Raw genomic sequence first — 21,806 nt, forward strand, 5'->3', positions numbered from 1 at the left:
CTTTCAGCCTGCTGGCTGCAAATTAGTCCGCATCGTATCCCAGATTCGGGGCCAGCCAGCGCTCTACGTCACTGATCTTCATCCCCTTACGCTGCGCGTAGTCTTCGACCTGATCGCGCTGGATTTGTGCCACGGCAAAGTACTTGCTCTGCGGATGGCTGAAATACCAGCCGGATACCGCCGCTCCAGGCCACATGGCGAAGGATTCTGTCAGTTCCATGCCGGTATGGCGGTTAACGTCCAGCAACTGCCAGATCTCCGCTTTTTCGGTATGTTCTGGGCAAGCAGGATAGCCGGGGGCCGGGCGAATGCCTTGATAATTCTCACGGATCAGCTCTTCGTTACTCAGATTTTCATCGGCGGCAAAGCCCCAATGCAGCTTGCGCACCTGCTCGTGCAGGTATTCGGCAAAGGCCTCTGCCAGACGATCGGATAACGCTTTGACCATGATCTTGTTGTAGTCGTCATGCTTGGCATCATAGGCCGCCGCCAAAGCATCTTCTTCCAACCCACCCGTGACCGCGAATGCGCCAAAATAGTCGGCTTTGCCGCTGCTTTTCGGGGCCACAAAGTCGGCCAGACAGTAGTTCGGGAAATCCGTCTTTTCGGTTTGCTGACGCAGATGGCGGCTGACCACCAGCACCTCTTCACGGCTTTCATCCCGATAGACTTCCACATCATCCCCAACGCGGTTAGCCGGGAACAGGCCATAGACGCCACGCGGGTTGAGGGTGCCAGTAGCGGCCAGCATATCCAGCATTTCGTTGGCATCCTGGAACAGGCGCTTGGCCTCTTCCCCTACCACTTCATCCTCCAGAATGCGCGGATACTTGCCCGCCAGCGACCAGGTCATAAAGAACGGCGTCCAGTCGATATAGTGGCGCAGCGTGTTAATGCTGGCCTCAACCGGGAACACCCCCAACTTGTTCGGTACCGGTGGCTGGTAGTTTTCCCAATCCAGCACCATAGCGTTATCCCGCGCCTGTTGCAGGCTGACCGGCGGTGTACGCGGCTTTTTACGCCCGTGTTGGATACGCACGGTTTCGTATTCTTTGCGAGTGCGGGCGACAAACTCGTCCCGCTGGGTGTCTGACAGCAGCGCCGCAACCACGCCAACGGTACGCGAGGCGTTCTGCACGTAGGTAGTCGAGCCGCTGTAGTTCTGCTCAATCTTCACTGCGGTATGGGCTTTGGAGGTGGTAGCCCCGCCGATCAGCAGCGGCAGAGTAAAGCCTTGGCGCTCCATCTCTTTTGCCACGTTCACCATTTCGTCCAGTGACGGGGTGATCAGGCCAGACAGACCGATAATATCCACGTTCTGTTCGCGGGCGGTTTTCAGGATTTTGTCCGTCGGCACCATCACGCCAAGATCGATAATTTCGTAGTTGTTACATTGCAGCACCACGCCGACGATGTTTTTGCCGATGTCGTGCACGTCGCCCTTCACCGTCGCCAGCAGAATTTTCCCGGCGGTGGTGCCTTTCTGTTTGCTGGCCTCAATGTAAGGTTCGAGATAGGCCACAGCCTGCTTCATCACGCGGGCCGATTTCACCACCTGCGGCAGAAACATTTTACCCTCGCCGAACAGGTCACCGACCACGTTCATGCCGGCCATCAGCGGCCCTTCGATCACTTCGATCGGGCGATCCGCCTGCTGGCGCGCTTCTTCGGTGTCTAACTCAATAAATTCGGTAATACCTTTTACCAGCGAATACTCCAGGCGTTTCACTACCGGCCAGCCGCGCCATTCGGCCTGCTGCACCGCCACTTCATTGTCTTTGCTGCCCCGGTATTTCTCCGCCAGTTCCAGCAGGCGCTCGGTGCCGTCCTGACGGCGGTTGAGCACCACATCCTCAACGGCTTCACGCAGTTCGGTGCTGAGATCGTCATAGATCGCCAACTGTCCGGCGTTGACGATCCCCATATCCATACCATTGCGAATGGCGTGATACAGGAACACCGCGTGGATCGCTTCACGCACCGGATCGTTGCCACGGAACGAGAAGGAGACGTTGGACACGCCGCCGGAGATCATCGCGTGCGGCAGGTGGGTTTTAATGTCGGCGCAGGCTTCGATAAAGTCGACGGCATAGTTGTTATGCTCTTCGATACCGGTTGCGACGGCAAAAATGTTCGGGTCAAAGATGATGTCTTCCGGCGGAAAACCCACACGTTCGGTCAGGATCTGGTAAGCACGGCGGCAAATCTCAAATTTGCGTTGGCGGGTATCCGCTTGGCCAACTTCATCGAAGGCCATCACCACCACGGCGGCACCGTAGCGGCGCACCAGTTTGGCATGGTGGATAAAGGCTTCTTCGCCCTCTTTCATCGAGATTGAGTTGACGATGCCTTTACCCTGAATGCATTTCAGGCCCTTTTCGATAACGCTCCATTTAGAGGAGTCGATCATGATCGGGACGCGGGCTATGTCCGGCTCACCGGCGATCAGGCTGAGGAAACGCACCATCGCCGCTTCGGCGTCGAGCATCCCTTCATCCATGTTGATGTCGATGATTTGGGCACCGCTCTCCACCTGTTGGCGGGCCACGGCCAGCGCCTCGTTATACTTTTCTTCTTTAATCAGCCGCTTGAAACGGGCCGAGCCGGTAACGTTAGTACGCTCACCCACGTTGACGAACAGCGATTTGGCATCAATATTCAGCGGTTCCAGGCCGGACAAGCGGCAAGCCACCGGTAACTCTGGCAACTGCCGGGGCGGTACGCCCTCGACCGCTTTAGCCATCGCGGCAATATGCGCCGGAGTGGTGCCACAGCAGCCACCGATAATATTGAGGAAACCAGCGTGCGCCCATTCGCCCACCTGTTTGGCCATCTCTTCGGCATCGAGATCGTATTCACCAAAGGCATTGGGCAAACCGGCGTTCGGGTGGGCGGTCACATAGCTTTCAGAGATGCGAGACAATTCCGCCACGTATTGGCGTAACTCATCCGGGCCAAGCGCACAGTTCAGGCCAAAGGTCAGCGGTTTAACGTGACGCAGCGAGTTGTAGAACGCTTCGGTAGTCTGGCCGGAAAGGGTGCGACCAGAGGCGTCGGTGATGGTGCCGGAAATCATGATCGGTAAGGTCACGCCCAGCGCTTCAAATTCGGTTTCGACCGCAAAGGCCGCCGCTTTGGCATTCAGGGTATCGAAGATGGTTTCGATCATGATCAGATCGGCCCCCCCTTCCACCAGCGCGCGGGTTGATTCGCGGTAGGCCTCTACCAACTGGTCAAAAGAGACATTACGGAAGGCCGGATCGTTAACGTCAGGGGAGATAGAGGCGGTACGGTTGGTTGGGCCCAGTACACCAGCGACATAGCGCGGTTTTTCCGGGGTGCGCGCCGTCCATTCATCAGCACAAGCACGAGCCAGCAAAGCGGCCTGGTAGTTAATTTCGGCGGACAGCGACTCCATATGGTAGTCGGCCATCGCGATAGTGGTCGAGTTGAAGGTGTTGGTTTCGAGGATGTCGGCCCCCGCCTCCAGGTAACCGTTGTGGATCGCAGTGATCACCTCCGGCTTGCTTAACACCAGCAGGTCGTTATTGCCTTTCAGATCGCTTTGCCAATCGGCAAAACGCTCACCGCGGTAGTCTGCCTCCTCCAGCCGATAGCTCTGGATCATGGTGCCCATACCGCCGTCCAACACTAAAATACGCTGCGATAGCTGCTGACGCAGTTGTTCCACTCGATTTATCACTGTAGCCCCTTCACACCCGATTATCCGCCCGACGACTTATTACCCCACATCCCAATGTTGTAGCGGCGCGGCACACTGCGCCCGTCATGCATCCTGCAACTTGAAAGATGGAGGGTCTGACATCCTAGCACAGGTTATGGCGGCAAAGTTGCGAGCGGGTATTGAGAGTTTTTCAGGTTCGCCGAGCAACAGATCCGATGAGCGGAGAAGCAACTTGCAATTCATACTCAAAAAACGAAAATGAATTCCATCATACGGAAAGCATAAGGTGAATCATGGCCACTCCCGTTCCCGCCAAACGCGGTAAAAAACCCCGCGCCGCCGCGCCCGCCACCAGCACGGCGACCGGCCAGGTCCAGTCACTGACTCGTGGTCTGAAACTATTGGAATATATTGCCGAAGCGCAAGGTAACGTGGCACTGACCGATCTGGCCCAGCAGGCCGGGTTGCCCAACTCTACTACCCACCGTCTGCTGACGACCATGCAACAGCAGGGGTTTGTCCGTCAGGTAGGCGATCTTGGCCTATGGACCATGGGGGCACATGCGTTTGTGGTGGGCAGTAGCTTCCTGCAAAGCCGTAACCTGCTGGCGATGGTGCACCCAACGCTGCGCCGCCTGATGGAAGAGTCGGGGGAAACGGTCAATCTGGCGGTGATGGACAAAGCCGAGGATCAGGCGGTGATTATCGATCAGGTGCAATGCACCGCGTTGATGCGCATGTCGGCCCCGATTGGCGGCAAGCTGCCGATGCATGCTTCTGGTGCGGGCAAAGCCTTTCTGGCCACCATGCAGGATGACGAAGTGACTAGGCTGCTGCATAAAAAAGGCATGCACACCTATACCCCGCATACGCTAACGCCACATAACCTGAAAGAAGGGTTGGCGGTGATCCGCAAGCAGGGATTCTCGTTCGACGATGAAGAGCATGCCCTTGGCCTACGCTGCCTGGCCGCCTGCATCTTTGATGAGCACCGCGAAGCCTTTGCCGCCATCTCCATCTCCGGCCCGGTATCGCGCATTACCGACGATCGCGTGACGGAACTCGGTGCGCTGGTGATCCATGCGGCAAAAGAAATCAGCCTGGAGTACGGCGGCGTACGGTGATTAGACGGGCGCTGCATTTGGCGCCCTAGGTCATGAGCAAATCCCCGCTGTTATTTTTCTGTATCGCGCTGTAGAGACTTTGTTTCGCTGCCGGTGAAAAGTATGAATTCGATCACAATTAGCGATCTTGCCACCGAAAGCCGATTGCAACCTTTGGCGCTTCCCTCGACAATGTTACCGATAACATGTTACCGGTAACAATCGGCAGTTAAATAATCTAGCCGCAACAGACTATGGCTCGCAGGTGGGGGAACCAAACCATGACCAATAATCAGAATCGTGTTTACGTCATTATGGGCGTTTCCGGCAGCGGCAAGTCTGCCGTCGCCAATGCTGTTGCCCAACAGCTATCAGCCAACTTCCTGGACGGTGACTTTCTCCATCCTCGCTGCAATATCCAGAAAATGGCCTCAGGCGAACCGCTCAATGACGACGATCGCGCACCCTGGTTGGCCGCCCTGAACGACGCCGCTTTCGCCATGCAGCGTACCAATGCGGTCTCGATCATCGTCTGCTCTGCGCTGAAAAAACATTATCGCGATCGGCTGCGTGCCGGTAACGACAATCTGTCATTCATCTATTTGCACGGCGACTTCCCAGTGATCGAAGCTCGGCTGGCTGCCCGCAAGGGGCATTTCTTCAAACCCCAAATGCTGGTCACCCAGTTCGCCACGCTGGAGCAGCCGGGCCAAGATGAAGTTGACGTCCAGGCCATCGATATCGATCAGCCGCTGGATGCGGTGATTGCCGACACTGTGCGGCATATCCAGAGCTTTCTGCCGCAAGAAGCCTGTGCATAACGAGATGTTCTGAACAACATAACTGGCCCTCGCCGCGCGCATTAGGGCTGCATTGTGAGGATGGTATGATTAACAGCACCCTGGCACGTGTAACACAACGCATCATTGAACGTTCAAAAGAGAGCCGAGCTGCCTATCTGGCGCGCATTAATGAAGCCCGTACGCAGACGGTACACCGCTCGCAGCTAGCCTGTGGCAACCTGGCCCACGGCTTTGCCGCCTGCAAGCCCGACGATAAAGCCGCCCTGAAAAACATGGTGCGCAGCGATATCGCCATCATCACTGCCTACAACGATATGCTCTCCGCCCACCAGCCTTATGAAAGCTACCCACAGCGGCTGAAACAGGCGTTGCACAGCGTTGGTGCCGTTGGCCAGGTCGCAGGTGGTGTGCCAGCAATGTGCGATGGTGTGACTCAGGGGCAGGACGGTATGGAGCTGTCGTTGATGAGCCGCGATGTGATAGCCATGTCCGCAGCTATCGGTCTGTCCCATAACATGTTCGACGGCGCATTGTTCCTGGGTATCTGCGACAAGATTGTGCCAGGGTTGGTGATGTCTGCCCTGTCCTTCGGCCATTTGCCTGCCGTATTTGTGCCTGCCGGGCCGATGAGCAGCGGCCTGCCAAATAAAGAGAAAGTACGTGTGCGCCAGCTGTATGCCGAGGGCAAGGCCGATCGCCACGCGCTGCTGGAAGCCGAAGCGGCCTCTTACCACGGCGTTGGCACCTGTACCTTCTACGGCACGGCCAACACCAACCAGATGGTGATGGAGGTGATGGGCCTGCATCTGCCCGGCGCCTCTTTCATTCATCCAGACACGCCGCTGCGCGATGCGCTCAATGATGCTGCCGCTCGCCAAATCACCCGCCTGACAGAAACCGCCGGTAATTACCTGCCGATAGGCCAATTGGTGGATGAAAAAGTGGTGGTTAACGGCATCGTATCGCTTCTGGCCACCGGGGGATCGACCAACCTGACGATGCATATGGTGGCCATGGCTCGCGCAGCAGGCATCATCATCAACTGGGATGACTTCTCTGAGCTTTCCGATTCGGTGCCACTGCTGTGCCGCATCTACCCCAACGGCCCGGCGGATATCAATCAGTTCCAAGCGGCGGGCGGTGTGCAATTGGTCGTGCGCGAGCTGCTGAACAACGGCCTGTTGCATCAGGATGTGCATACCGTCGCCGGTTTCGGCCTGGAGCGTTACACCCAGGAACCTTGGCTGGACAATGGCCAGTTGGCCTGGCGCGACGGGGCAGCAAGTTCGCTGGACGCGAACGTGATTGCCAGCATAGCCAAACCGTTCGAGCACCATGGCGGAACCAAGGTGCTGGCCGGTAATCTGGGCCGTGCGGTGATGAAGACGTCGGCGGTGCCTGCCGAAAATCAGATTATCGAAGCCCCGGCGATCGTATTCGAAAGCCAGCACGATATCGTCCCTGCCTTCGAAGCAGGCAAGCTGGATCGGGACTGCGTAGTGGTCGTGCGTTTCCAGGGGCCACAGGCCAATGGCATGCCTGAACTGCATAAGCTGATGCCACCGCTTGGGGTATTGATGGATCGCGGCTTCAAGGTCGCGTTGGTGACCGATGGCCGTCTGTCCGGCGCTTCCGGCAAGGTTCCTTCGGCGATCCATGTCACCCCAGAGGCCTACACTGGCGGTATGCTGGCCAAAGTACAAAGCGGCGATATGATCCGGGTGAATGGCCGCACCGGCGAGCTGCAACTGCTGGTCGCCGAAGCAGAACTGGCCCAGCGCACTCCCTATCACCCCGATCTGAGCGGTGAAAGGAACGGCTGTGGCCGTGAACTGTTTGGCGCGTTACGCAGCCAGCTTTCCGGGGCCGAACAGGGCGCCTGCTGTATCACGTTTTAATCCTGACATGGCCCAGCTTGCTGGGCCTGCTATCAGCCAGCCTGCGCGTACCCCGACGGTAACCGCTGGCTGAAACGCCGCTTTTTACGGTAGGCAAACACATCCTCGACGTGCCCTTCCTTGATGCGCTGCTGCAACCCTCGCCAGTAGTCCGCTTCAAACAGATCGCTGTGCATCTCCTCAAAGACCTTGCGGATGCGCCGGTCGCCACACAGGAAATGGCGGAACTCTTCGGGGAAAACGTCGTTAGGTGAAATGCTGTACCAGGGCTCGCTCGCCAGTTCATCTTCCGGGTAGCGCGGCGGCGGGATATTACGGAAGTTCACCTCGGTCATGTAGCAAATCTCGTCGTAGTCGTAAAACACTACGCGCCCATGACGTGTCACACCGAAGTTTTTGAACAGCATATCGCCGGGGAAGATATTGGCCGCAGCCAGCTGTTTGATCGCATTACCATATTCTTCGATGGCGTCATGCATTTGCCGTTCATCTGCCTGTTCGAGATACAGGTTCAACGGCGTCATTCGCCGCTCCATATACAGATGCTTGATGACCACCCGATCGCCGAGATCTTCCAGTTTTTCCGGCACTTCACGCTGCAACTCCGCCAACAGTTGCGGGCTGATACGCGCCTTATCCACCACAAAATTCTCATATTCCTGGGTATCGGCCATCCGCCCGACGCGATCGTGCTCTTTTACCAGTTGGTAGCAGGCCATCACCTGCGCCTGCGTAACCTCTTTCTGCGGCGCAAATTCGTCTTTGATCACTTTGAATACCCGATCAAAGGACGGCAGCGTAAACACCAGCATCACCATGCCTTTCACGCCCGGCGCAATAATAAATTGCTCCTGCGACTGCGCCATAAAATTCAGGTATTCACGGTAGCATTCGGTTTTACCATGCTTCTGGCAGCCGATCGCCATATACAGTTCGGCGGTGGTTTTACCCGGCAGGATCTCCCGCAACCATTCAACCATCGCCGCTGGCAACGGGGCATAGACCATAAAGTAGGAACGGGCGAAGCCAAACACGATGCTGGCTTCGGCCTTGCTGGTCAGGCAGGTATCAATGAACAACGCGCCGGACTCGCTGTGATGGATCGGCAACAGGAACGGGTAAACTCCGTCGGCCACCCGCAGCTTACCGACCAACCAGGCCGCCTTGTTACGGTAGAACAGCTCATTACCAATTTGGAACGTCGCTCCCGCTAGCTGTTGGGAACTGAAAGTCTGCAGTAAGGCTTGGGTGATATAGCGAATATCGCGTGGCAGGTCTTCCCACGGCAGACGCAGCGGCAAGTCGATCAACAGGCTGTGCAGCATGGCAGCCAAATCGCCATTGGGAGTAAAATCACGTGCCAACGGCCTGGGAATATCGCGAAAGCGCCGTTCGGGCTGAGAGCTGAAAACGAACAGCTTATCTGGGGTTAAATCCCGATGTTTGAACAGCCGACAGTAAACCGAGTTGAAGAAGCTTTCGGCAATCTCAAAACGCGGGTAGTCAGGCAACAGCTCGGTATAAACCGCCTTCACCCTATTAGGGAAATCCGCATCGTAGTATTTCTGCCCGGTGATGCATTTCAGTTGCTCGACCACCAGACCAACGTGGTGATCGTAAAGATGGATACGTCGTTTCATCGCCTGTTGTACTGCGGGCCAGTCTGCCTGCTCAAAACGCTGCTGTGCTCCGGCCGTGACTTCAAGAAAGCGGCCATATTGCGCATCAAAGCCCTGCAGGATCGTCTGTGCAATCAACAGCTCCAGTTTTTCCGCCATCTTTGCCTCTGCCATTCAGGAATGAAACAAGAGCCTGGCGCCATGCCAGGCCCCTTGGGGATCAGAACTGCTGTTCTTCTGTGGAGCCGGTCAGTGCCGTTACCGAGGAAGCGCCCCCCTGAATAATGGTGGTTACCTTATCGAAGTAGCCGGTCCCCACTTCCTGCTGATGCGAAGCAAAGGTGTAACCACGCTCGACCGCGGCGAACTCCGGCTGCTGCACTTTTTCGACATAGTGCTTCATGCCTTCGCCACGCGCGTAAGCGTGTGCCAGATCGAACATGTTGAACCACATGCTATGGATACCGGCCAGAGTGATGAACTGGTACTTGTAGCCCATGGCGGACAGCGCATCCTGGAAGCGGGCGATAGTCTGATCGTCCAGGTTCTTTTTCCAGTTGAACGATGGAGAACAGTTATAGGCCAACAGCTTGCCCGGGAACTTGGCATGGATCGCATCGGCAAAGCGTTGCGCAGCTTCCAGGTCCGGCGTTGAGGTTTCGCACCACACCAGGTCGGCATAAGGAGCATAAGCCAGCCCACGGCTGATGGCCTGCTCAATACCAGCATGGGTGCGGTAGAAACCTTCGGCGGTGCGTTCGCCAGACACGAAGGCGCTGTCATACGGATCGCAATCGGAGGTCAGCAGGTCTGCCGCGTCGGCATCGGTACGAGCAATCAGTAGGGTTGGGACACCGAGAACGTCAGCAGCCAAGCGCGCCGCAACCAGCTTCTGGATAGCTTCCTGAGTCGGTACCAAGACCTTGCCGCCCATATGACCACACTTCTTCACTGCCGCCAGTTGGTCTTCGAAATGCACCCCGGCGGCACCGGCTTCGATCATCGCCTTCATCAGTTCAAAGGCATTCAGCACGCCGCCAAACCCGGCTTCGGCATCTGCCACGATCGGCAGGAAATAATCGGTATAGCCTTTGCTGCCGGGTTCAACCTTATTCGCCCACTGGATCTGATCCGCCCGACGGAAAGTATTGTTGATACGCTCAACCACCGTCGGGACAGAGTCGACCGGGTACAGTGATTGGTCGGGATACATAGCGGAAGCGGTGTTGGCATCAGCCGCTACCTGCCAACCGGACAGGTAGATCGCTTCAACGCCCGCTTTCGCCTGTTGCAGCGCCTGGCCACCGGTCAGCGCCCCAAGGCTGTTCACGTACCCTTTGCGGGATTTACCGTGCAGCAATTCCCAGAGTTTCGCCGCACCGTTTTGCGCCAACGTACAAACCGGATTGACCGAGCCACGCAGGTTGATCACGTCTTCGGCGCTGTAAGGGCGGGTGATGCCCTCCCAGCGTGCTGATTTCCATTCCTGTTCCAGCTGTTGGATCTGTTGGGTACGAGAGGTCGTCATATTTTTATCCTTTTCAATACTGTAGGGTTAAAGGTCAGGAACGGTTTCAGGCCAGTAATTCGTAGCCGGGTAAGGTCAGGAAATCGATTAATTCGTCTTGCGTGGTAATACGCTCCATCAGCTGTGCCGCCTCTTCGAAACGGCCTGCGTGATAACGCGCTTCACCCAATTCTTTACGAACGACCTGCATCTCTTCCTGCAGCATCTGGCGGAACAGGGCCTTGGTTACCTGTTGGCCATTGCTGAGGCTTTTCTCGTGATGGATCCACTGCCAGATTGAGGTACGTGAAATCTCGGCGGTGGCGGCATCTTCCATCAGGCCATAAATCGGTACGCAGCCATTACCGGAGATCCAGGCTTCAATGTATTGCACCGCCACGCGGATATTGGCGCGCATACCGGTTTCGGTTCGCTCACCGTCACACGGCTCCAGCAGTTGCGCCGCCGTGATAGGAGCATCGTTCTCACGCAGCACCTCTAACTGGTTCTGGCGCTCACCCAGGATGCGGTTAAACACTTCCATCACCGTATCTGCCAACCCTGGATGCGCTACCCAAGTCCCGTCATGACCATTGGTCGCTTCCAGTTCTTTATCAGCACGTACCTTGCCCAACACCACTGCGTTTTGCTCGGCGTCTTTGCTGGGGATAAACGCCGCCATTCCGCCCATAGCAAAAGCACCGCGGCGGTGACAGGTCTTAATCAGCAAGCGAGAATAAGCACTGAGGAAAGGCTGGGTCATAGTGACTGACTGACGGTCCGGCAACACTCGATCGCCATGGTTCTTCAGCGTTTTGATATAGCTGAAGATGTAGTCCCAACGGCCACAGTTCAGCCCGACGATATGATCGCGCAGGTGATACAGGATCTCGTCCATCTGGAATACCGCAGGCAGGGTTTCAATCAACACCGTGGCCTTGATGGTGCCGCGCGGTAACCCGAAGCGATCCTCGGTAAAGCTAAAGACTTCGCTCCACCAGGCAGCCTCCTGCCAGGATTGGGTTTTCGGCAGGTAGAAATACGGGCCACTGCCTTTTGCCAGCAGTTGGCGATAGTTGTGGAAGAAATAGAGTGCAAAATCGAACAACCCACCAGGGATCGCTTCCCCCTGCCACTGCACGTGTTTTTCCGGCAAATGCAGGCCACGCACGCGGGCAATCAACACCGCCGGGTTGGGTTTGAGCTGGTAAATCTTGCCGGCTTCATTGGTGTAAGAGATGGTGCCGTTGACCGCATCATGCAGGTTGATCTGCCCGTCGATAACCTTGTCCCAGCTGGGTGCCAGTGAGTCTTCAAAGTCGGCCATAAATACTTTGACGTTGGCATTGAGGGCATTGATCACCATTTTGCGTTCAACCGGACCGGTAATCTCAACCCGACGGTCGCGCAAGTCAGCGGGAACGCCGCGGATCTGCCAGTCACCCTGCCGAATGGAATCCGTTTCCGAAATAAATCCTGGCAGCTCGCCACGATCGATTTTCTCTTGCCAGCTGGCACGTGCCGCCAACAGTTTGTTGCGTTGTGGCGTAAATTTACCCACCAGTTCAGCCAGGAACTCGACCGCGTCATCCGTCAGTATCTGCCGCTCTGCTGAGCCGAAAGCCTGTGTGAACGCTAATTCTGTGCCTACCATCTGTTGCGTCATTGTCTTGATCCTTTCCATCATTCCACGCAGCCATTGCAGGCCAGGCGAAGCATTATTGTCGGAAATCGGGTGAAAAAAAGACCGCCAACTGGTCAGATGTCATCCCGCAGGATCCTAGAATAACCAACAAAAATTAAAAATCAAAAACGATTTCCATTTTTTTAATAAATATTTTATTAACCTTTTATTATCAATTGATTAGATTATTTATCATTTATAGCAAACTAGGAAACCGGTTCCATTACGACAAAGGAATGGCGGTAATACATTGTTTTTAAATGAGTTATAGATGCTGAAACGTTGCAGATTTGGCGGGAAAAACGGTGGGGTAAACCAGGGTGGCCTCGATTCAGCCACCCGGTACAGAGAAAAATGTTACTCGAGGGTAGGATTCATATGACGTAGATCGAACGGCGTGATCTGGTAAACGTAGTAGTTCAACCAGTTGGAAAACAGCAGGTGACCATGGCTTCGCCATGAAGCTGCAGGGGGCAATTCGGGGTTATCATCGGGGAAATAATTTAGCGGTACGGTAGGATTGAGGCCTGCATCGTTATCGCGACAATACTCGCCCGCTAACGTCAGGGTGTCATATTCCGGATGCCCGGTGACAAAGGCCATGCGTTTATCCTTGGTGGCGAACAGATAGGCGCCTGCCAGCTCTGATTCAGCCAGGATATCCAGGTCGGTGTACTGCCGAAGGATCTCGGTTGGGAAATCGGCATAACGGGAGTGAGGTGCCAGGAAGGTTTCATCAAAACCTCGGGTCAGCAAGGCATGCTGGTGCAACGTACGATGCTGGTACACACCCGAGAGCTTCACCTCACGCGTCTTCTTTGGAATGCCGTACAGGATGTTTAGCGCGGCCTGCACTGCCCAACAGACAAACAGGGTTGAGGTTACATGATCCTTGGCCCATTCGATCACTCGCTCGATCTGCGGCCAATAGGCGACATCACAGAAGTCCACCAGGCCCAGCGGAGCACCGGTCACGATCAGCCCGTCAAAGTTTTCATTCTGGATATCTTCAAAGTTACAGTAGAAATTATTCAGGTGCTCCGTAGGCGTGTTCTTCGACTCACGGCTATCGATGCGCAGTAGCTGAATATCGATCTGCAATGGCGAGTTGGAAAGTAAACGCAGGAACTGGTTTTCCGTTTCGATCTTTTTCGGCATCAGGTTGAGGATAAGTACCTTTAACGGCCTGATTTCCTGTGTTTTTGCGCGTGAGGATGTCATGACAAACACGTTCTCATTACGCAAGAAATTGACCGCAGGTAACTCATCAGGAACACGAATCGGCATTGCTTACCCCTCACACATCCGTTTATACGTTTAGACTTCTAGATGCCCGAAGATAACGCTTTTTTAGCGTCATGTCGAGGATTCAACGGGAAGGTGAAAATGTTTCATCGCCAGATAAAGTGAGTTAAACCGGGGGTCGGTTAGTGTTTATCAGTTCAGCAAAAAATACGAGCAGTGATGCCCCCTCACCCTAACCCTCTCCCCCAGGAGAGGGAACCGATCGAGTCCGCTGATACTTCCCCCACGCTTTCCGAAGCTACACAGGCTAACCCACAACATCGGCAGGTTCCCCACTTCTCGAAGCGGTACAGGCTCACCTACGATGGCGGACAGCTCCCTCTCCCCCACACCGGTGTTCATGATGTTCCCGGTTGGTACTCAGGGAGAGGGTTGGGGTGAGGGGATTTCTGTTTTCGATGCATAGCAAAAAGGCCATCCTTGCGGATGGCCTCTTGGCTTAATTGATGCTTGGCAGTGTCCTACTCTCGCATGGGGAGACCCCACACTACCATCGGCGCTACGGCGTTTCACTTCTGAGTTCGGCATGGGGTCAGGTGGGACCACCGCGCTATTGCCGCCAAGCAAATTCTTTTGATTCTTTTCTTTCTGCCGAACTTCTAAACCACTTAAATAAAGTGGTGCTGATACCCAGAGTCGAACTGGGGACCTCACCCTTACCAAGGGTGCGCTCTACCAACTGAGCCATATCAGCACACTAATTTGATGCCTGGCAGTGTCCTACTCTCGCATGGGGAGACCCCACACTACCATCGGCGCTACGGCGTTTCACTTCTGAGTTCGGCATGGGGTCAGGTGGGACCACCGCGCTATTGCCGCCAGGCAAATTCTGTTTCATTCTTGGCCGTTACTTTCGTAACCACCAGAACCAATCTCGGAACGTCGCTGAAAATTGTCGTCTACTCTAAAACACCTTTGGTGTTGTAAGGTTAAGCCTCACGGATCATTAGTACTGGTTAGCTCAATGCATCGCTGCACTTACACACCCAGCCTATCAACGTCTTAGTCTTAAACGTTCCTTCAGGGGCCTTAAAGGCCCAGGGAAGACTCATCTCGAGGCAAGTTTCGCGCTTAGATGCTTTCAGCGCTTATCTTTTCCGCACTTAGCTACCGGGCAGTGCCATTGGCATGACAACCCGAACACCAGTGGTGCGTTCACTCCGGTCCTCTCGTACTAGGAGCAACCCCTCTCAATCTTCCAACGCCCACGGCAGATAGGGACCGAACTGTCTCACGACGTTCTAAACCCAGCTCGCGTACCACTTTAAATGGCGAACAGCCATACCCTTGGGACCTACTTCAGCCCCAGGATGTGATGAGCCGACATCGAGGTGCCAAACACCGCCGTCGATATGAACTCTTGGGCGGTATCAGCCTGTTATCCCCGGAGTACCTTTTATCCGTTGAGCGATGGCCCTTCCATTCAGAACCACCGGATCACTAAGACCTACTTTCGTACCTGCTCGAGCCGTCACTCTCGCAGTCAAGCTAGCTTATGCCTTTGCACTAACCTCACGATGTCCGACCGTGATTAGCTAACCTTCGTGCTCCTCCGTTACTCTTTGGGAGGAGACCGCCCCAGTCAAACTACCCACCAGACACTGTCCTCACCCCGGATTACGGGGCCGAGTTAGAACATCAAACATTAAAGGGTGGTATTTCAAGGTTGGCTCCATGCAGACTGGCGTCCACACTTCAAAGCCTCCCACCTATCCTACACATCAAGGCTCAATGTTCAGTGTCAAGCTATAGTAAAGGTTCACGGGGTCTTTCCGTCTTGCCGCGGGTACACTGCATCTTCACAGCGAGTTCAATTTCACTGAGTCTCGGGTGGAGACAGCCTGGCCATCATTACGCCATTCGTGCAGGTCGGAACTTACCCGACAAGGAATTTCGCTACCTTAGGACCGTTATAGTTACGGCCGCCGTTTACTGGGGCTTCGATCAAGAGCTTCGCCTTGCGGCTGACCCCATCAATTAACCTTCCAGCACCGGGCAGGCGTCACACCGTATACGTCCACTTTCGTGTTTGCACAGTGCTGTGTTTTTATTAAACAGTTGCAGCCAGCTGGTATCTGCGACTGGCTTCAGCTCCGAGAGCAAGTCTCTTCACCTACGCGCCAGCGTGCCTTCTCCCGAAGTTACGGCACCATTTTGCCTAGTTCCTTCACCCGAGTTCTCTCAAGCGCCTTGGTATTCTCTACCTGACCACCTGTGTCGGTTTGGGGTACGATTTGATGTTACCTGATGCTTAGAGGCTTTTCCTGGAAGCAGGGCATCAACTACTTCTGCACCGTAGTGCATCGTCATCACGCCTCAGGGTTGATAGCGTTCCGGATTTACCAGGAACACCCCCCTACACGCTTAAACCGGGACAACCGTCGCCCGGCTAGCCTAGCCTTCTCCGTCCCCCCTTCGCAGTAACACCGAGTACAGGAATATTAACCTGTTTCCCATCGACTACGCCTTTCGGCCTCGCCTTAGGGGTCGACTCACCCTGCCCCGATTAACGTTGGACAGGAACCCTTGGTCTTCCGGCGAGCGGGTTTTTCACCCGCTTTATCGTTACTTATGTCAGCATTCGCACTTCTGATACCTCCAGCAAACCTCACAGTTCACCTTCAACGGCTTACAGAACGCTCCCCTACCCAACAACGCCTAAGCGTCGCTGCCGCAGCTTCGGTGCATGGTTTAGCCCCGTTACATCTTCCGCGCAGGCCGACTCGACCAGTGAGCTATTACGCTTTCTTTAAATGATGGCTGCTTCTAAGCCAACATCCTGGCTGTCTATGCCTTCCCACATCGTTTCCCACTTAACCATGACTTTGGGACCTTAGCTGGCGGTCTGGGTTGTTTCCCTCTTCACGACGGACGTTAGCACCCGCCGTGTGTCTCCCGTGATAACATTCTTCGGTATTCGGAGTTTGCATCGGTTTGGTAAGCCGGGATGGCCCCCTAGCCGAAACAGTGCTCTACCCCCGAAGATGAGTTCACGAGGCGCTACCTAAATAGCTTTCGGGGAGAACCAGCTATCTCCCGGTTTGATTGGCCTTTCACCCCCAGCCACAAGTCATCCGCTAATTTTTCAACATTAGTCGGTTCGGTCCTCCAGTTAGTGTTACCCAACCTTCAACCTGCCCATGGCTAGATCACCGGGTTTCGGGTCTATACCTTGCAACTATTCGCCCAGTTAAGACTCGGTTTCCCTACGGCTCCCCTATACGGTTAACCTTGCTACAAAATATAAGTCGCTGACCCATTATACAAAAGGTACGCAGTCACACCACGAAGGTGCTCCCACTGCTTGTACGTACACGGTTTCAGGTTCTATTTCACTCCCCTCGCCGGGGTTCTTTTCGCCTTTCCCTCACGGTACTGGTTCACTATCGGTCAGTCAGGAGTATTTAGCCTTGGAGGATGGTCCCCCCATATTCAGACAGGATGTCACGTGTCCCGCCCTACTCATCGAACTCACAATTAATGCATTTTAGTGTACGGGGCTATCACCCTTTGCTGCGCGACTTTCCAGACGCTTCCACTAACACAAGAACTGATTCAGGTTCTGGGCTGTTCCCCGTTCGCTCGCCGCTACTAGGGGAATCTCGGTTGATTTCTTTTCCTCGGGTACTTAGATGTTTCAGTTCCCCCGGTTCGCCTCGTATGGCTATGTATTCACCATACGATAGTGTGTCGAAACACACTGGGTTTCCCCATTCGGGTATTGCCGGTTATAACGGTTCATATCACCTTACCGACACTTTTCGCAGATTAGCACGCCCTTCATCGCCTCTGACTGCCTAGGCATCCACCGTGTACGCTTAGTCACTTAACCTCACAACCCGAAGGTGTTTCTGTAAACAGAGACACTGTCGCGCTGTTTATTTGAGAGACTCTATGACAGGTTAATCCTTACCCCAATATTTCTACGGAGGGATAAGTTTCAGCTGTCATGTTTCAATTTTCAGCTTGTTCCAGATTGTTAAAGAGCAAAATACTTCGCAGCATACTGTTGCCAGTACACTCTGAAGTATTATCAAGGACCATATGGATATGGTGGAGCTAAGCGGGATCGAACCGCTGACCTCCTGCGTGCAAGGCAGGCGCTCTCCCAGCTGAGCTATAGCCCCATACAGTCACTTGCAGAAACCTTTATTTACCACTCGCTCAGGCAAGGCATGCTCACTGGACGTTTACGGTGTAAACGTATCGCGTGCAACGCAGCACAAGTGCGAATTTGGTAGGCCTGAGTGGACTTGAACCACCGACCTCACCCTTATCAGGGGTGCGCTCTAACCACCTGAGCTACAAGCCTATAAAGGTATTTCTGCTCGTTACTTTTTCATCAGACAATCTGTGTGGACACTGCACTCAACTGCATATCTTTAGGTAAGGAGGTGATCCAACCGCAGGTTCCCCTACGGTTACCTTGTTACGACTTCACCCCAGTCATGAATCACAAAGTGGTAAGCGCCCTCCCGAAGGTTAAGCTACCTACTTCTTTTGCAACCCACTCCCATGGTGTGACGGGCGGTGTGTACAAGGCCCGGGAACGTATTCACCGTAGCATTCTGATCTACGATTACTAGCGATTCCGACTTCACGGAGTCGAGTTGCAGACTCCGATCCGGACTACGACATACTTTATGAGGTCCGCTTGCTCTCGCGAGTTCGCTTCTCTTTGTATATGCCATTGTAGCACGTGTGTAGCCCTACTCGTAAGGGCCATGATGACTTGACGTCATCCCCACCTTCCTCCGGTTTATCACCGGCAGTCTCCTTTGAGTTCCCACCATTACGTGCTGGCAACAAAGGATAAGGGTTGCGCTCGTTGCGGGACTTAACCCAACATTTCACAACACGAGCTGACGACAGCCATGCAGCACCTGTCTCACAGTTCCCGAAGGCACCAATCCATCTCTGGAAAGTTCTGTGGATGTCAAGAGTAGGTAAGGTTCTTCGCGTTGCATCGAATTAAACCACATGCTCCACCGCTTGTGCGGGCCCCCGTCAATTCATTTGAGTTTTAACCTTGCGGCCGTACTCCCCAGGCGGTCGACTTAACGCGTTAGCTCCGGAAGCCACGCCTCAAGGGCACAACCTCCAAGTCGACATCGTTTACAGCGTGGACTACCAGGGTATCTAATCCTGTTTGCTCCCCACGCTTTCGCACCTGAGCGTCAGTCTTTGTCCAGGGGGCCGCCTTCGCCACCGGTATTCCTCCAGATCTCTACGCATTTCACCGCTACACCTGGAATTCTACCCCCCTCTACAAGACTCTAGCTTGCCAGTTTCAAATGCAGTTCCCAAGTTAAGCTCGGGGATTTCACATCTGACTTAACAAACCGCCTGCGTGCGCTTTACGCCCAGTAATTCCGATTAACGCTTGCACCCTCCGTATTACCGCGGCTGCTGGCACGGAGTTAGCCGGTGCTTCTTCTGCGAGTAACGTCAATGAACAGTGCTATTAACACCGAACCCTTCCTCCTCGCTGAAAGTGCTTTACAACCCGAAGGCCTTCTTCACACACGCGGCATGGCTGCATCAGGCTTGCGCCCATTGTGCAATATTCCCCACTGCTGCCTCCCGTAGGAGTCTGGACCGTGTCTCAGTTCCAGTGTGGCTGGTCATCCTCTCAGACCAGCTAGGGATCGTCGCCTAGGTGAGCCATTACCTCACCTACTAGCTAATCCCATCTGGGCACATCCGATGGTGTGAGGCCCGAAGGTCCCCCACTTTGGTCCGAAGACGTTATGCGGTATTAGCTACCGTTTCCAGTAGTTATCCCCCTCCATCGGGCAGTTTCCCAGACATTACTCACCCGTCCGCCGCTCGTCACCCAGGAGCAAGCTCCCTGTGCTACCGCTCGACTTGCATGTGTTAGGCCTGCCGCCAGCGTTCAATCTGAGCCATGATCAAACTCTTCAATTAAAAGCTTGATTTGCTGCAACTCGTGCAGCGATGCTCGAAAATTAACTTTCGTAATAATTCATTCGCATGAATTACTGCTTGGTCACTCTTCAAGACTTGATATTTTTTTGCTACCGAAGTAGCTGGATATCGTCTTGTGAGTGCCCACACAGATTGTCTGATAAATTGTTAAAGAGCAGTGAGTTACGCGCTTTCGCTTGCTAACTCGAGGTGGCGTATATTACGCTTTCCTCTTTCAGAGTCAACCTTAATTTCAGGTTTTTTTCTCTGCGACCCCCGGAGACTCTGTGAAGTTGTTCACATGTTCCGTGTCGATGGAGGCGCATTATAGGGAGTTCCACGCAGGCCGCAACAGGTATTTTCAACAAAAATCACCGTTTGCTGCATTCCACAGCAAAACCCGTCCTTATACCCGGTTATGCACTAACTTATCCACAGAACGCATTTGGTCGGAAAATTTACGAGCGCCACGCAAACGTTTTCGCTACAATTCCCCGCGACGAAACAATCCCCGTTTTTATCGGGGCGCTACCTGAATCTGTTCCTGTCCTTCTCTATATAGGAAGAAATCCCCTCTATATAAGAAGCAACAAGGTGGAGATCCACGTAACGCTCTTTTATTGCGACTCAAAGCCAAGGGATAAAACCATGCAACAACCTCGTCCAATCCGCCGGGCCCTGCTCAGCGTGTCCGACAAAGCCGGAATCGTTGAATTCGCCGAAGCCCTCTCCCAGAGAGGCGTCGAATTACTCTCCACCGGTGGCACTGCCCGCCTACTGGCCGATGCCGGTCTGCCTGTTACCGAAGTTTCCGACTACACCGGCTTCCCGGAGATGATGGACGGACGAGTCAAAACCCTGCACCCGAAAGTGCACGGTGGCATTCTGGGCCGTCGCGGCCAGGACGATGCCATCATGGAACAACATGCGATCCAACCGATCGATATGGTTGTGGTAAACCTGTATCCCTTCGCGCAAACCGTCGCTCGCCCAGATTGCTCGCTGGAAGACGCCGTAGAGAATATCGATATCGGTGGCCCAACCATGGTGCGCTCGGCCGCCAAGAACCATAAAGACGTGGCCATCGTGGTCAAGAGCAGTGACTACGCCGCAGTGATCACCGAGATGGATAACAACAACGGTTCACTGTTGTACCCAACCCGTTTCGACCTGGCGATCAAAGCGTTTGAGCATACCGCCGCCTATGACAGCATGATCGCCAACTACTTTGGTACCCTGGTGCCGCCTTATCACGGTGAAACCGCAGAACCTTCCGGCCGCTTCCCACGTACGCTGAACCTGAACTACATCAAGAAGCAGGATATGCGCTACGGTGAAAACAGCCACCAGCAGGCCGCCTTCTATATAGAAGAGAATGTGCAGGAGGCCTCCGTGGCCACCGCCGACCAGCTACAGGGTAAAGCACTTTCCTACAACAACATCGCCGATACCGATGCGGCGCTGGAATGTGTGAAAGAATTTGCCGAACCAGCCTGCGTAATCGTCAAGCATGCCAACCCTTGTGGCGTTGCTATCGGTGAGAACCTGTTTGCCGCCTATGAGCGCGCCTACCAAACCGATCCAACCTCGGCCTTTGGTGGCATTATTGCCTTCAACCGTGAACTGGATGCCAAAACGGCACAGGCGATCATCAGCCGTCAGTTTGTTGAAGTCATCATCGCGCCAAGCATCAGTGAAGAAGCCCGCACTCTGCTGGCAGCGAAACAGAACGTACGCGTGCTGGCCTGTGGCCAATGGCAACAGCGCATCGCCGGGCTGGACTTTAAACGCGTCAACGGTGGTCTGTTAGTACAGGATCGCGATCTGGGTATGGTGACCGAAGCCGATTTGCGCGTGGTATCCGAGCGCCAGCCAACCGCTCAGGAGCTGCGTGATGCGCTGTTCTGCTGGAAAGTGGCCAAGTTCGTCAAATCCAACGCCATCGTCTATGCGCGCGACAACATGACCATCGGCATAGGCGCCGGGCAGATGAGCCGCGTTTACTCCGCCAAGATCGCCGGGATCAAAGCCGCTGACGAAGGGCTGGAAGTCAAAGGCTCCGCCATGGCGTCTGACGCCTTCTTCCCGTTCCGTGACGGTATTGATGCGGCTGCAGCGGTGGGTATTACCTGCGTGATCCAGCCGGGTGGTTCGATTCGTGATGATGAAGTGATTGCGGCGGCCAACGAACACGGCATCGCGATGATCTTCACCGACATGCGCCACTTCCGCCATTAATCCCTTTTGCTGCGTGCGCTCAATGCGCACGCCGTT

General features: G+C 54.6%; 9 protein-coding genes, 3 tRNA genes and 4 rRNA genes. 4 read left to right on the forward strand and 12 right to left on the reverse strand.

The genetic code is table 11. From position 1 onward, the window contains the following. Positions 1-22: 22 nt before the first annotated feature. The gene (gene metH / locus D9980_RS17935; RefSeq protein ID WP_024484006.1) at positions 23-3,703 is read right to left on the reverse strand and encodes a methionine synthase; all 3,681 of its coding nucleotides are present in this window, start codon (positions 3,701-3,703) and stop codon (positions 23-25) included. A 275-nt stretch (positions 3,704-3,978) separates the two neighbouring features. Here metH and iclR point away from each other — a divergent pair, with 275 nt between their 5' ends. The 3 genes from iclR to edd all read left to right on the forward strand — a co-directional run bounded on the left by iclR (position 3,979) and on the right by edd (position 7,489). After that, positions 3,979-4,809, forward strand: coding sequence for a glyoxylate bypass operon transcriptional repressor IclR (gene iclR / locus D9980_RS17940; RefSeq protein WP_121608027.1), 831 nt, complete (start codon positions 3,979-3,981; stop codon positions 4,807-4,809). Between the two features lie 260 nt (positions 4,810-5,069). Next, a complete protein-coding gene (gntK, locus tag D9980_RS17945) occupies positions 5,070-5,609 on the forward strand; it encodes a gluconokinase (protein ID WP_121608028.1) in 540 nt (179 codons plus the stop codon). A 65-nt stretch (positions 5,610-5,674) separates the two neighbouring features. Next, positions 5,675-7,489, forward strand: coding sequence for a phosphogluconate dehydratase (edd, locus tag D9980_RS17950; RefSeq protein ID WP_121608029.1), 1,815 nt, complete (start codon positions 5,675-5,677; stop codon positions 7,487-7,489). Positions 7,490-7,521: 32 nt separating this feature from the next. On the opposite strand, the gene aceK is transcribed toward edd, so the two are convergent. The 11 genes from aceK to D9980_RS18010 all read right to left on the reverse strand — a co-directional run bounded on the left by aceK (position 7,522) and on the right by D9980_RS18010 (position 19,532). Further along, positions 7,522-9,267, reverse strand: coding sequence for a bifunctional isocitrate dehydrogenase kinase/phosphatase (gene aceK, locus D9980_RS17955; protein WP_121608030.1), 1,746 nt, complete (start codon positions 9,265-9,267; stop codon positions 7,522-7,524). A gap of 61 nt (positions 9,268-9,328) precedes the next feature. Continuing rightward, complete coding sequence (aceA, locus tag D9980_RS17960) at positions 9,329-10,636, reverse strand: isocitrate lyase (protein WP_121608031.1); 1,308 nt, start codon at positions 10,634-10,636, stop codon at positions 9,329-9,331. A 46-nt stretch (positions 10,637-10,682) separates the two neighbouring features. Further along, the gene (gene aceB, locus D9980_RS17965) at positions 10,683-12,281 is read right to left on the reverse strand and encodes a malate synthase A (protein WP_094982862.1); all 1,599 of its coding nucleotides are present in this window, start codon (positions 12,279-12,281) and stop codon (positions 10,683-10,685) included. Between the two features lie 375 nt (positions 12,282-12,656). Beyond that, complete coding sequence (metA, locus tag D9980_RS17970; protein ID WP_024484018.1) at positions 12,657-13,586, reverse strand: homoserine O-succinyltransferase; 930 nt, start codon at positions 13,584-13,586, stop codon at positions 12,657-12,659. Between the two features lie 466 nt (positions 13,587-14,052). Next, positions 14,053-14,168: ribosomal RNA gene (rrf, locus tag D9980_RS17980) — 5S ribosomal RNA — on the reverse strand. Positions 14,169-14,222: 54 nt separating this feature from the next. Next, positions 14,223-14,298: transfer RNA gene (locus D9980_RS17985), tRNA-Thr, on the reverse strand. A gap of 13 nt (positions 14,299-14,311) precedes the next feature. Next, positions 14,312-14,427: ribosomal RNA gene (rrf, locus tag D9980_RS17990) — 5S ribosomal RNA — on the reverse strand. A gap of 102 nt (positions 14,428-14,529) precedes the next feature. After that, positions 14,530-17,436 (reverse strand): 23S ribosomal RNA (locus D9980_RS17995). A gap of 219 nt (positions 17,437-17,655) precedes the next feature. Further along, positions 17,656-17,731 (reverse strand) — tRNA-Ala (locus D9980_RS18000). Positions 17,732-17,839: 108 nt separating this feature from the next. Further along, a tRNA-Ile gene (locus D9980_RS18005) sits at positions 17,840-17,916 on the reverse strand. Between the two features lie 75 nt (positions 17,917-17,991). Then, positions 17,992-19,532, reverse strand: a 16S ribosomal RNA gene (locus tag D9980_RS18010). Together the 16S, 23S and 5S rRNA genes with 3 tRNA genes alongside form the textbook arrangement of a ribosomal RNA operon. 648 nt (positions 19,533-20,180) lie before the next feature. On the opposite strand from D9980_RS18010, the gene purH reads away from it, so the two are divergent. Next, positions 20,181-21,770, forward strand: a complete 1,590-nt coding sequence (gene purH, locus D9980_RS18020) for a bifunctional phosphoribosylaminoimidazolecarboxamide formyltransferase/IMP cyclohydrolase (protein WP_121608033.1) — start codon at positions 20,181-20,183, stop codon at positions 21,768-21,770. Positions 21,771-21,806 lie beyond the last annotated feature (36 nt).

Origin of the sequence: Serratia sp. 3ACOL1 (assembly GCF_003668775.1) — a bacterium.
In the GTDB taxonomy this organism is placed as follows: domain Bacteria; phylum Pseudomonadota; class Gammaproteobacteria; order Enterobacterales; family Enterobacteriaceae; genus Chania; species Chania fonticola.